The organism is Streptomyces sp. 1222.5 (genome assembly GCF_900105245.1).
Lineage (GTDB): Bacteria > Actinomycetota > Actinomycetes > Streptomycetales > Streptomycetaceae > Streptomyces > Streptomyces albidocamelliae.
Genome location: NZ_FNSZ01000001.1, coordinates 254,074 through 266,273, shown reverse-complemented (window position 1 = coordinate 266,273; position 12,200 = coordinate 254,074). Strand labels below are relative to the sequence as shown.

Below are 12,200 nucleotides of genomic sequence, written 5' to 3'. Positions count from 1 at the left end.
GCCGTTGTCAGGTCCCAACGATGTGTAGGCAGTCCCCGCTCTTCTGTAGGCGACTGCGCCCGCGTCCCAGTTTTCTGTAGGCAGGTTCCGAGTCCGTCGGCCTTGTGCCGGTGGCTGAGGGCTCCTACGGTCGTGCCGTCAGTCGGCGGCATTCCAGAGGCCCGGAGTCCTGCCCCAGCTATGTGTAGGGAGTCCCACGCTTTTGTGGGTGAGTGGCCGCGTTCCGTTGATGTGTAGGCGGGATCTACGTCTGATGGCACGAATTATGCTGAGGCCCCGCCTCATCAGCTCAGGGAGCTTCGTGCCGCCGTCCTTCGCTCATCAGATAACCAAGTACAACCCCGCCGACCGTGACGAGCGGGGGCACTACACGGGTGCTGAGGACACGGTGAGCGACCACGGACCGGTCGAGGCGGCCTACTTGGAAGCGATCGCCGCCTTCGCACGGGAAGCGGGCATCGACACACTGGAGATCCGTGAACCCGAGGTCACCGGCTTCGTCAACTTCGGCCTGGAAGAACCGCTTGACGGCCATGGCCTCGCCGACCTGTTCCCGCCGGACCTGACTGGCTACTACGACGGTGCCGAAGTTTCACTGTCTGTAGCGTTGGAGCTGGTGCGGACCATGCTTCGCGACGAGGGTGCTTGGTGCCGGTTGGAGCGCGAGGACACGTTCACCATCCACGTCGGGTGGGACCAGTACGTGTACGTCAGCAGCGACCGACCCTGCGACGCAGCGGTCGCCCAGACACGTGAACTCGGCCTGTTTGCACAACCAATCAGCGCCTCCCCCTACGCGGCTGATCTTGAGGAACCTGAAGTGACCGAGGCTGCCGACGAGGACTTCTGGGATCGAGTCCGCGTCGAACTCGCGTCGCAACAGACGCTGCTCCTGGAAGAGGTCTACGTCCGTAACGCGACCCGTTGGCACCGCCTCACCGCGAGCAATCTCGACCCGGTACGCTCTGGGCTCGGTCCTCGCGCGCTCCTGGCGATCTGGCCGGACCTCAACCCCGATGTTGACGAGGTCCTTGCTGCGCTGCCCGCAGACGCCTCCATGGACTTCGTCTGGGAGGCACCAAACGGAACAATCCGCCACGTCACCATCGACGAAACCGATCACCAACAGCTCGCCTCCCTGGTCGCGGGCGCGAAAGCAGCCTGCTCTTTGCCCCTGATTCTCGACGAGCGCCACCCGCTGTTCCATGCTGCCTTGCCGGATAGCGACGGCGTGCTGCGCGCCAGGTGGTGACTAGGCCACCGCTGGCGCCGTGAGCGACTCATCGTCCTGCCTACGGCCGAGTGAGACATTGGCCGCTCTCGTGTCCCGCTCAACTCTAGGCACCGCAGGTCAGGGTCCTCGCCCTGCCCACACTTATCTGGGACAGGACAGCCGTCGGCGCGGCGCGGATAACCTGCGCGAATGAAGTGGATTCAGCGGGCCGCTGGCGCGGTCGTCGGCTCAGCGGTGGGTGACGCTCTGGGCGCCCCCTTCGAGTTTGGCCCCCAGGGAGCGTTCTCTGCGCGGTTTCCCGCGCCTGTGCCGGTGGCGAGATGTGCGGAGGTGGTGGCTGGGACCCCGGCGAGGCCACTGACGACACGCAGATGGCCGTCTTGGTCGCGGAGTCGCTGCTGGAGCGGGGCGGGCTGGATCTGCCGGACATCTTCGCCCGCTTCCAGCGGTGGGCGGCATCAGAGCCGAAGGACATCGGCTTGCAGACCGAGGACGTCTTGACCAACGGCTTGCCCTGGGACCTCGCCGCCGCGATCCACTTCCAGGTCAACCAACGAGCGGCGGGAAACGGCTCCTTGATGCGGGCGTCGACCTCCGCAGCCTACTTCGCGTCCGCCGGCCAAGAAGTCACCATGGAGGCGGCCCGCCGGATCGCTGCCCTCACCCACGGGGACCGCGCGGCCTGGGAAGGCACCGCGATCTTCCACGAGCTCATCCGTGTCACGTTCGAGGACATTGACCCCCTCGCCGCGCTCCCGGACGTCCTGGCTCTTGTCCACCCCGACCACCGCGGCCGCTACGCCACCGTCCTCGCGCCCGACTGGCACCCCGAGCAGGCGACCGAGTTCAACGGTGCCGTCTGGCCCTGTCTGGGCTCAGCCGGCTGGGCCCTGCGCACCACCACCAGCTTCGAAGACGCGATACGCGCGGCGATCGACCTCGGCGGTGACACGGACACCGTTTCCGCGGTGACCGGAGGCCTCGCGGGGGCGTACTACGGGCTGGACGCAATCCCCGCCCGCTGGACCCAGCCGCTCCACGTCCCCATCCCAGGCTTCGACGGACGCGTGCTGCGCCCGGCCGATCTTCTCCACCTTGCACACCGCCTCGCAGAGGAGCTGCGATGAGACAGGTGCGGTAGCCCACATAAACGGGGAGCCGGTCGTATAGGACGCCGCGGGCCGTCTGGCGTTCGAGCGGCTGCAGGGCCGCTTTCAGCGCCGCGGCGCCGGCGCGACACGGCTGGCCGAGCAGTGGCCGGCGCACTTCGTCGCCTTCGACCTGCTCCGGCTCTCAAGCACGGACACGACCAGGTGGAGCTACCGCCGCCGCAGGGCCGCCCTGGAAGCCCTCTTCACGGACCGTCGGCTCACCGCGCTGTGGGTGCTGTGCCCCTCCACTACCGAGGAGGCCACCGTGCGTGAGTGGCTGACCAGCTGGACGGCGGCCGGACTCGAAGGCGTGGTCTACAAGAGGCTGGAGGGACGGTACGAGCCGTCCGTCCGAGGATGACGCAAGCGCAAGGCCTGGGAGACCGAGGACGCCATCGTCGGCGCGTTCACCGGCTCCCCGGCAGCGCCCCGCACATTGCTGCTGGGCCGCTACGACACCGACTTGCGCCTGCGGTACATCGGGCGCAGCACGACGCTCCCGCAGACCGCGGGCCGGTCTCCTCACCCGGCCGGAGACGACCACCCCTGGACGGGCTGGACGTTCAGCGCCGGATGGGGCTCACGCGAGCGCCTGCACGTCACCCTCGTGGAGCCGGAACTGGTGGTGGAGGTCGGCGTCGACGTAGCCCGCGACAATGCCGGGTGGTGGCGGCATCCCGCGAGCTGGCACCGGCCGCGCCCGGACCTGTCGCCCACCGACGTCCCGGCCTTCGGGTCCGGACCCACCAGCCGAAGGCGGCACCCTGATCCGCAGCCGTCCGAGCAGCGCTTCGGCGACCCGGCGGATACCGGCACGCGTCCTGGTACGGGGCCGCCCCGACAAACACGTTCATCGCGGACAGAGCGATTGCCCGCTGTGCGGCAGTCCCGGCCCGGTCATATACGGGGGCGGCGAGCATCGGCTCCGGTAGCGATTGTCGTCGGGCCAGTTCGGCGGGGCACCGGTGAACTGATCATTGGGCCGATCCGCTGATCAGGAACGCGCGAAGCGCGCGGGCCTCACCGGGGCGGAGTACGACGCCTGGCGCCGCTGGCGCGAGGCGACCGAGGCCGCTCAGTCGGCCATCACCGCGTACTCGGCTCGGCGCATGCTCGGGCGGCACTCGCCGACGACCGCGCAGGGGGACGTACGTGCCGGGGCCGAAGCCCTGGCACGGGACGGCGATGCGGCCCCCGCGCCACGCAAGCGAGGCGGGTGGAATCGGGCGCTAGACGCCGGCCAGTTCGTTGACCAGCCTGCGGAGCTTTTGCGGGTCGGCCCCGAGGAGTTCGCCCTTCTTCTCTCCATCGAAGTAGGTCTGGAACGTGGGCATGGCTCTGATGCCGGCCTTCTCGGACACGTCTGGAACTTGGTCGACGTCAATGGCCGCGAACGCGATGGTGCTGTTCTCCGGCGCCGTCGAGAGGCGCTCGAATTCGGGCTTGATGAGTTTGCAGGGGCCGCACCAGACCGCCGTGAACAGCACGACGACCTTCGGATTGGTCTGGAGCAGCGTGGAGAACTGCTCTGCGTTGGTCACCTGGATCACGGCTTTCCCGTACCTCGCGGCGGCGGGAGCCTCGACCCTTCCCGGCGCCGTTCGTTGATCTGCGGGGCGGGGTGCGGCGGATGCACCGGCGTATGGGGCGGCAGCGAGCGTCACGCCCAGAACAACGGCGGCGGACCGGCACAGCCGACGCCAACGTGGTGCTGTCGGCCGGAGGGCGGTGGAGGCGGAGGTCTGGGGTTCTGTGTTCATGCGGTCAACGAGTACCTGCTCACCTTGCGAAAGGTAGGGAAGAACGATCTTGAGTCACGCGGAAGGGAAGCAGCGCTCGCCCCAATAGCCCAGGGCGAACGGAATCCGGTCGCCTCCGGTATTCGCTTCACGAGAGGCATTCCATGCGCCGTAGGCGGCAGCAGCGGGCTCGAGGACCTCACCGCACGCCGCCGTGTACGGCACAGCGAACTCATCGAGCCCACCGCAGCGGGGCCCCACACATCCCGGTTCAGCGCCCGACGTGCCGTGTGTTGGAGCTGCCTGGATCAGGCGGCTGTTGCCGTGGTGCGTCGGGTGGCTGCGGCGCGGGTGCGGGCGATGTCGGTGGGGTGGATGCCGTGGCCGGCCGGGTCGAGGCTGATCAGGTCGCGGTGCAGGTGGCGTATCCGCAGGGCCAGATCGAGGTGGAGGCGGGGGCGTTTGTCGCGGACTTCGGCGACGGTGCGTGGGTTGACGTTCAGGTGTTGGGCGAGTGTGGTGGCGGGCCATCCGGCCCGTGCCAGGTCGGCCAGCAGCCGGGATGCTTCCGCGGAGCCGGTCAGGCCAGGGGTGCCGGGGGCGCCGGGGTTGCGGCGGTGGGGGAGCGGGATGCCGAGGATGGCGTCCGCGGAAGTACGGGCGATGTTCGGGGCTGCGGTGTCGTGCGCGGGGGTGCGCAGGACGCGGCGGATCAGGGTCACGGACAGGCCGGCCCGGTCGGCGATGTCCTGCGCGGACATCCCCCACTCGCGCAGCCGCACAGCCCACCGGGCGGCGGTATGCGGTGGGACACGAGCGGACAGACCACGCAGACGGTCCTGCTCGCGCTGGCGGCGGGCACGCAGTCCCGCCTGGCGGCAGGCGGCGCGGGCGCAGCCGTAGTCGGCGCACGACGCCTGGCCGTGACGGACCGAAGACCGCCGCGGCCGACGCTGCCGCGCGGCCGGCACGGCGACGGAAACGGACGGCTCTCCAAGACGTGGTGGCATGGTGGTACCTGCTGCGAGTTGGCTGTGCCGGCCCACGCTACGCGCCCCCACCGACACAACACCCCCGCCGCGCACCGCCTGTGAGATCCACAGGCCCGGGCAGCAGCGCATACCGCGCCCCTCTCCCCAGGCCGGTCGAGAGTACAGCGGCATAACCGCCGGGGACAGCAGCCAGGTTGATCACGCAGTGGGTCAGCGATGCTTGCCCAGAGACGGTAGGCCGCCAGAGACAGTCCGCACACTGCTACCCACCCGTACAACGCGCGCCGGTTGTCTGGTAGCCGGCTTCTGCGACGTGGCTTTGTCGGACTCGGCCTTCCTGGCGGCCACCTGACGTGCCATGAGATCGAGCGCCTTCTCCCGCTGCGCCATGACCGCTTTGTGTCGCGCCATGACCTCGGAGGCAGACTCGCCCTTCCTCGGTTTGGTCATGATCCCCCCTGATAGACGCCCCTCACCGTCTCGCAATCGTCACCGCAAAAGCCCCGCCACGCCAGGGGACCGCCCGAACAGGCCCGAGCTCTCGTCCGGCGCAAGCCGAGGGTTTCGACCCCGCTCAGTCCGGGCCCAAGGGATGCAGCTGGTGGGCCGTCAGCGCAGAACCGGACCACGCCCACTGCGCCCGGTCCAGGCGGACGCGACGAGGCAGCGGTGTTCTGGCATTCTGCAGGGGCTGATTGATCAGGGGGGAAGTCATAGACGAACATGAGCTGAAGCGCGCGGCCGAGGTGGGACTGGCACAGCGAGAGGCCGACAAACGCACGGTGGAGCGCATGCAGGCCATTGCTTTCCGGCTGTTCTGTGTCGCCTTCTTCTTCGGCGTCTGCGGTTGGCTGGTGGACAAGTTCTGAACGTGGCGCAGTGTGCAGAGGGCCGCCCCATGATGGGACGCAATCCGCTCGTTGTGGGTGCGGCAGCAGCGCCCGGGTCAAGGTCACGTCCGCGCCTACGTCCGCTCTGACGTGGCATCGCTGGTCGAACACTGGGCCCCTCAGGCCTCGCCGAATGCTGCCTACGGGCACGGTCGCCGTTGCCCAAAGATGTGACGGGGGCCGTTTCGTCCCCGGCAGGGTGCCGGGTGGCGCCGCGTGCTTCCCTGTAGTGGGCCGCGGCGCCCAGAGTCGGGCAACTCCCCGTGTCGCGCGGCTCACTCCCCGGATCTTCGCCGCCCCGGAGCTGGCGGAGTCCGCCGACGTGACCCGCCCGCGCCGCCGCCCGGAGGGCGGGGAGGTGGACGCATTCGCCAACTCCATGGACAACTAGGCCGTCTACGGCAAGAAGGTCATCGAATACCCCCTGGCGAGGGCCGTGGCGGACGGCCGAGCGGCGGACTACCGCATCGTGGTGCCCACCCTCACCGACACCGGCCTGCGCCGCCGCCTGAACCTGCCCGCCCCCGGCACCACGCCTGCGGCCGGCACCCCAGGCCAGGACGCGGAGAGGGACGACGGTGCGCTGCGCACCACCGCCCTGCACCTCGCGGTCCTGCGCGCCATGACCGAGCACGGCCTGAGGAAGGTGCTGGTCTACTTCAACCTGGTCTCCGACGCCCGCCGCTTCACCCGCGAACTGCCCCACATACTGCGCCTGCTGGCCACCACCGACCCGGGCCTGACGCCCGGGATCGACCCGAAGCTGTTCTTCGCCCACGGTCGAGCACACCCCCGAGGAACGCGCCCGCATCTTCGGCGAGTTCGCCGCCGCCGACGTCGCGAACCTCGCCAACTCCAAGCTGATCGCCGAAGGCGTCGACATCCCCAGCGTCGACGCGGTCCTCTTCGCCGACCCCACCCGCAGCGTCATCCGCTGCGTTCAGTCCCTCGGCCGCGCCCTGCGCCTGGATGTGTCCGGCAAGACCGCCTCCCTGATCGTCCCCGTCTACATCCCGCCGGGCGCCGAGGCGGAGACCATCCTGGGCACCGCCTACGAACCCGTCTGGGCCATCGCGACGGCGTTGACCAGCCACGACCACCGCATCCTCGAACGTCTACCGGACAAGGCCAACCGCCTGCCCAAGGAGACCAGCCAGGTCATCGCACGCCGCTGGCACTTCGACTTCACCGTCCATCCCGAGCGCATCGCCCAGGCGATGGCCGCACTCAGGCTCGAGTGAGCGGGGTAGCCGGGCTGGTCGCAGGGAGGCGGCCGGAGGTCTGGATGCTTCCGGAACCGCCTCCCTCTGCCGAACACGCCGGGTGTGCGGCCCGTTGTGTCCGTCATCGGCGATGGCCGTCGTGCCGCTGCAGGTCACACCCGCTGCCAACTCCGAGTCCCGCAGTCAGCCGGCTGACTCGCCCGGCTCGTGCGGTAACACCACACCCGGCTGTCGCGGTGGCCGGACAGCGCAGGGCGGTTTAGAGCTCGTTGATGCGCCAGGCGAGAGCGCCAGTCGTGCCCTTCGACCCGACGACGTCGATGTGGACCGGCCCGTGCCCCTTGATTCGCTGCTGGACCACGGCCTGGTCACAGGGGATCACCGCGTCGGCGCCCGACTTCTTGGGGACGACGGTCAGCAACGCGCGCCCCTGGCCGACGCAGGCGAGCACGAGCCGATAGGCCTTGCCCTCGCGAAGCACAGGACGCGTATGAATACCGTCCTTCACGCGCTCCGACCCACCTTCCAGCAGGGCTCCGCCGGGCACGCTTGCCACAACGGAGGTGGCGCGTTTGATCAGCTGGCCGTCCGGCGTGGAACTCGGTCCTGAAGGAGAGATGGTGCCCGCCCTTGAGGGGGAGGGTTTGGTGTGGTCGTCGGAACTCTGGCTGCACGAGCTGAGAAGCAGGATCGACATGGCTGCGGCGGCGGTGCAGGCCGGTGCGGCCAGCCGCTTGCGCGCAGTACTCATGAGGAGGTCTCCCAGTACTTCCAGCCGGTCTCGGACGTCGGCAGGATCGCCTTCCCGCTGCCGATGGTCTTCACCCCGCAGGAGCCGACTCGCTGGTAATGAGCCCACGTCACCTTGTATCCCCACGAGCCGTATTGCAGATGGCCGTACTTGTTGCTGTGGACGGGGTGAGTGTACTGGTGACCGGTGGAGATGCTGAAGCTGCCGCCGATCTTCACACTGACCGAGGCCTTGGCCTTGGCAATGACGGCGTTGGAGCTCCATTCGAGGGAGCCGGTTACCTCTGCCGAGATCGTCCCTGACTTGGTGACCGAAACGTTCATGGTCCCGCCGGGGCCGTCCTTCCAGGAGGTCCCGTTCCACCACGACGGCACGAAGTAGTTCTTCTTCGAGGTGATGGCGTACCAGGTGTAGGGGCCGTCACAGTAGTTGGGTTGCTTGATCGCAGACTCGGGCTCGTCTTCCCAGTCGCTGCGGTCGTTGATGTCCGTCGTCTCGTCCGCGGAGACGGTGGGCACGTCTACGGTGGGCTCGTCGTCGGCGAGGGCCGGAGCGGAGGCCATACCCGCGAGAAGGACCGCGACAACTCCCGTACCAGCGAGCTTTTTCCTGAGCAGGGACACGTAGACGCCCTTCGTGGGATCACCACACTGGTGATCAGATGCTCGGACGCTATCCATCGAGCATGCTCACAACAATCGCAAGATCTACTTACTGAGGATCATTTGAGGCAGCACAGCGATTGCCAGCCATCCAGCGCCCACATCGAGACACCGACCCGAGGAAGCGCGTGAAAGCGCTCTGCCACTCGCCTGCTACCCGTGCAGCACCGGTGTGCCGCCTAACCCATGCAAATGCTGTGCAGCGCGCAGCGACACCGTCCTGCTGCAACCGAGCACCACCACTGGCGACCGAGGCTGCCTGGGCAGCAACCTGCTGCTGCTCGGTGGCGCCCACAGCCTGAGCGTCGAACAGGCCGGCGGCGTGCTCGGGCGGCAGGGCCAGGGTGAGGTGGCGCAGGCGGGCATCGCCGCGCCCGCCACCACCCCCGTCGGCGTCTGGCTCGCCGAACAACGCCACCTCGCCGCGAAGACCGTCCTCGACCAGACTCGGGTCGACGCCCTCACCGCTCTCGCCCCGTACTGGCGGCTGCCGCACGGCGCGGACTGGCACCGCAAATACCACCTGCTGCGCACCCACCTCGCCTCCGGCGCCGACCCCGCCGCCCTCACCCGCGACACCCAGCTCGGCGGCGTGAAGATCGGCTCCTGGCTGCACGTGTGCCGCAGCTTCGGGATGCGCCGGGAGCCGGTGGGCAAGCGCATCACGGCAGCCGTCGTGCTGGCCGATGACCCCGGCGGGCACCCGGCGGGCCGTCTGCCCAGTGCCTGCTTTCGGTATCTCCCCGTAGAACGTCTGGCGGTCGCTCCCGTGAGGCAAATGACAAGGTCACAGTCCGCTTTGGCAGCCGCGAACACGACGGCATGGCGCATGATCAACAGCCGGTGTCCGTGGCAGTCTGCGGACCAGCACGATGGCTTGAACCCCGGAGGTACACCGCTCGTGGCGGCGAACATCAACCCCACCGTCAGGAGACGCCGTCTGGGAGCCGAGCTGCGCCGGCTTCGCCAGGCCAGTGGACTGAAGAGCACCGAAGTAGCCGAGCGCCTCATGGTCTCCCAGTCCAAGATCAGTCACCTCGAGAACGGCCGCCGCACCATCAGCCCCCGCGATATGCGCGATTTGTGCGCGGTCTACGGGGTGACGGACCCGCAGGTCATCGACTCACTGCTGCAGATGGCCAAGGAATCCGGGCAACCGGGCTGGTGGCACGCCTACGGCGACATCCCCCAGAGCGTCTACATCGCCCTGGAGACGGACGGCGCCTCACTCCACACCTACGAATCCATGGCGATCCCTGCTCTGCTGCAGACCCCCGCCTACGCCTACGCGGTCATCGGGGAAACGATCCCCCTGCTCACCGTCGAAGAGGCCGGCACGCGTCTGAAGGTGCGGCTGCGCCGTCAGCACCGGATCTACGACCCGGCCCGTCCGCTGCGCCTGTGGGTTGTCCTGGACGAATCGGCACTGCGCCGTGTCGTCGGAAGCCCGGACATCATGCGGGAACAACTGGAGCACCTGAACGCGCTCGGCGCCGAGCCGCACATCACGGTGCAGGTGCTCCCCTACACAGCGGGCGCCCATCCGGGCCTGTCCGGACAGCTTTCCATCCTGCGGTTCGCCGACAGCTCCGCGGCGACGGTGGTGTATCTGGAGCGGTTCACCAGCGACCTCTATCTGGAGAAGCCATCCGACGTGCGGCACTACAGCGTGCTCCATGACCACCTTCAGGCCCAGGCCCTCAGCCCCGACAGCAGCCGCGACTTCATCACCGACGTCACCAAGACGTACATCGACGCGGCAAGCCACCATGTGTCACACGCTCGCGCGAATATGCAGTGTTCATGAGAAACGGGAGGCAGTCGTCCCGGGCTTGGCTCCACGGCCGCCCGGGACTCCCATCGTTGTCCCAGAGTGCAAACTGCGCGGTGTGTCGCGGGTGAGGACTCCGACGACGCCCGACCTGACCTGGCAGAACGAGCCCCCAAGCCCACCGCGGGCACCTGCTGAACCGGCGGATCATGGTGCTCCTTCCCCCGGAGCGCGTGGCCGGCGGGTGGTGCCGGTGCCGTACCAGTTCAGCCGCATGTGACGTTTCTGCGGCTGATGTTCTTTGAGAGCGGTTTGTGGGGGTCAGGGGGAGGGCATTCTTCCCGCCGGTTGTCGCCCTGCCATGCCAGCTCAGGGAGGCGTGGGGGCGTTGTGGCTGCCCCTCATGGGCAAGGCCCAGCCGGATCAGTGCGGTCACGACACGCGTGGGCCGGGGGAGGCCCGGCCGCGCGGGAAAAGAGACACCATGGCGTTAGCTCCTGGCAAGACCTACCAAATCGTTAACAAGCGGTCCAACTTGGCGCTCACTCCGAAGTCCTGGTCGACCGGACCGTCGACGGTGGACCAGTACGACATCCAGGCTTCCGGCGCGGGAAGCGCGATCAGCCAGACGTGGCACCTGTTCCCGATGGACGGCAACGACTACCTCCTGGTGAACAAGCGCGGCGGTATGGCGCTCACGCCGGAGTACTGGTCGACCGGCCCGTCGGGTTTGGACCAGTACCACATCCAGCGTGAGGACAAGCGTCCCCATCAGCTGTGGAACCTGGTCGACCGGGGCTCGGGCTGGTACCAGATCATCAACAAGGCCAGCGGCCTCGCGATCACGCCGGAGCGCTGGTCCGGCGGGCGGTCGGCGGTGGACGTGTACTACGCGCAGCAGCCGGGCGACGCGAACTTCGACTCGCAGCTGTGGAAGTTCCAGCTCGTCGACACGTACAGGCCGGTCACGGATCTGCAGCCGGTGCCGTGGCCTGCGGACGGTGTGGGTGATGTGATCCGCCTGACCGGGCACACCATGCCGGAGCCGGCGCGGACTCCGGAGGTGCTGATCGGCCAGGTGGCCGTTCCCTTCGGCGTCCAGGACGGCGGCGGCTCCGCCGACCAGCAGGCGCAGCACAACCCGTACCTGATCCTCAAGCAGTACGGCTACTGGGAGCGGGTGTTCTACTACGAGCACTCCGGTCTCTCCCAGTACGAGGAGAAGCAGCGGACCACCATCGGGCTGACCACGTCGAACAGGACCGAGGTCGAGCGGACGACGAGTATCTCCGTCACGGCCGAGGCGGGTTTCGTCTTCAAGGGCTTCTCCGCCGGGATCAGCACCACCGTCACCGACCAGCTGCGGGTCTTGCGCGCCACGGAGGAGACCGAGACCAGCGAGAAGGAGGACATCGTCACCCGGACGTATTTCGTCGGTGACCGGGTCACCGAAGCCCTCTGGTACCGGGGCGATCACTTCGTCCTGCAGCGCATGGACGGCAGCCAGGTCGCGGAATGGCGTACCCGCGACAAGAGGAGCTCGGTTCTCGACGGCTGGCCCAGGGCGGGCGACGCGGCGTCCTGGCCGGAGCGCGGAGACGACGAGACCGCCAAGACCTGGCCGGAGTGACCCAAGCCGAGTCGTAGCGGCACCGAGCGGCCCACAGAACCGGGGTACCGCGTCCCCGTACCCGCGGGGGTAGCTCGCGGGATCTGTCCGCGTTGAACGCGGCGGTGAAGTCGTCCCCGCGCCCGCGGGGATAGTTCGACCGCCGGACTGTGGTCGA

The 12,200-nt window shown here is 68.4% G+C and carries 10 protein-coding genes and 2 pseudogenes; 8 read left to right on the top strand and 4 right to left on the bottom strand.

Features of this window, described 5'->3' with window-relative positions; all coding sequences use genetic code 11:
* Positions 1-253 precede the first annotated feature (253 nt).
* The 3 genes and pseudogenes from BLW57_RS01320 to BLW57_RS42035 all read left to right on the top strand — a co-directional run bounded on the left by BLW57_RS01320 (position 254) and on the right by BLW57_RS42035 (position 2,746).
* On the top strand, positions 254-1,252 hold the full coding sequence (locus BLW57_RS01320) for an RNA-binding protein (protein WP_256339332.1): 999 nt from the start codon (positions 254-256) through the stop codon (positions 1,250-1,252).
* 171 nt (positions 1,253-1,423) lie between these two features.
* Positions 1,424-2,361: pseudogene (locus tag BLW57_RS01315) on the top strand (ADP-ribosylglycohydrolase family protein).
* Positions 2,362-2,419: 58 nt separating this feature from the next.
* Positions 2,420-2,746 carry an ATP-dependent DNA ligase gene (locus BLW57_RS42035; protein WP_256339783.1) on the top strand — a complete coding sequence of 109 codons (327 nt, stop codon included), beginning with the start codon at positions 2,420-2,422 and terminating at the stop codon, positions 2,744-2,746.
* Between the two features lie 868 nt (positions 2,747-3,614).
* Here the strand turns inward: BLW57_RS42035 and BLW57_RS42960 are convergent.
* Positions 3,615-3,935 carry a thioredoxin family protein gene (locus BLW57_RS42960; protein ID WP_176985398.1) on the bottom strand — a complete coding sequence of 107 codons (321 nt, stop codon included), beginning with the start codon at positions 3,933-3,935 and terminating at the stop codon, positions 3,615-3,617.
* A gap of 497 nt (positions 3,936-4,432) precedes the next feature.
* On the bottom strand, positions 4,433-4,885 hold the full coding sequence (locus tag BLW57_RS01300) for a hypothetical protein (RefSeq protein WP_093471506.1): 453 nt from the start codon (positions 4,883-4,885) through the stop codon (positions 4,433-4,435).
* A 926-nt stretch (positions 4,886-5,811) separates the two neighbouring features.
* On the opposite strand from BLW57_RS01300, the gene BLW57_RS41140 reads away from it, so the two are divergent.
* The 3 genes and pseudogenes from BLW57_RS41140 (at position 5,812) to BLW57_RS42020 (ending at position 7,247) form a co-directional block, all read left to right on the top strand.
* The gene (locus BLW57_RS41140) at positions 5,812-5,985 is read left to right on the top strand and encodes a hypothetical protein (RefSeq protein ID WP_176985397.1); all 174 of its coding nucleotides are present in this window, start codon (positions 5,812-5,814) and stop codon (positions 5,983-5,985) included.
* Positions 5,986-6,815: 830 nt separating this feature from the next.
* Positions 6,816-6,914, top strand: a pseudogene (locus tag BLW57_RS42025) (hypothetical protein); the annotation flags it as partial.
* A gap of 63 nt (positions 6,915-6,977) precedes the next feature.
* Entirely contained in the window at positions 6,978-7,247 is a 270-nt protein-coding gene (locus BLW57_RS42020) for a hypothetical protein (protein ID WP_256339330.1), read from the top strand.
* Positions 7,248-7,488: 241 nt separating this feature from the next.
* On the opposite strand, the gene BLW57_RS42015 is transcribed toward BLW57_RS42020, so the two are convergent.
* Together BLW57_RS42015 and BLW57_RS01285 are read right to left on the bottom strand one after the other, a co-directional pair.
* Positions 7,489-7,980, bottom strand: coding sequence for a hypothetical protein (locus tag BLW57_RS42015; protein WP_256339329.1), 492 nt, complete (start codon positions 7,978-7,980; stop codon positions 7,489-7,491).
* Positions 7,977-8,603 (bottom strand): hypothetical protein, encoded by a 627-nt coding sequence (locus BLW57_RS01285; RefSeq protein ID WP_256339328.1) that lies wholly within the window; start codon positions 8,601-8,603, stop codon positions 7,977-7,979. Before BLW57_RS01285 ends, BLW57_RS42015 begins: the two co-directional genes overlap by 4 nt.
* Before the next feature lie 940 nt (positions 8,604-9,543).
* Between BLW57_RS01285 and BLW57_RS01280 the strand changes: the two genes are divergently transcribed.
* Together BLW57_RS01280 and BLW57_RS01275 are read left to right on the top strand one after the other, a co-directional pair.
* Complete coding sequence (locus BLW57_RS01280) at positions 9,544-10,449, top strand: helix-turn-helix domain-containing protein (protein ID WP_093480443.1); 906 nt, start codon at positions 9,544-9,546, stop codon at positions 10,447-10,449.
* Between the two features lie 325 nt (positions 10,450-10,774).
* Positions 10,775-12,043 (top strand): RICIN domain-containing protein, encoded by a 1,269-nt coding sequence (locus BLW57_RS01275; RefSeq protein ID WP_093471503.1) that lies wholly within the window; start codon positions 10,775-10,777, stop codon positions 12,041-12,043.
* Positions 12,044-12,200: the final 157 nt, after the last annotated feature.

What these genes read in the sequence shown, in the direction of transcription:
- BLW57_RS01320 (WP_256339332.1), top strand. Translation starts at nt 254, where the DNA reads ATGGCACGAATTATGCTGAGGCCCCGCCTCATCAGCTCAGGGAGCTTC.
- BLW57_RS01300 (WP_093471506.1), bottom strand. Translation starts at nt 4,885, where the DNA reads ATGTCCGCGCAGGACATCGCCGACCGGGCCGGCCTGTCCGTGACCCTG.
- BLW57_RS42015 (WP_256339329.1), bottom strand. Translation starts at nt 7,980, where the DNA reads ATGAGTACTGCGCGCAAGCGGCTGGCCGCACCGGCCTGCACCGCCGCC.
- BLW57_RS01275 (WP_093471503.1), top strand. Translation starts at nt 10,775, where the DNA reads ATGCCAGCTCAGGGAGGCGTGGGGGCGTTGTGGCTGCCCCTCATGGGC.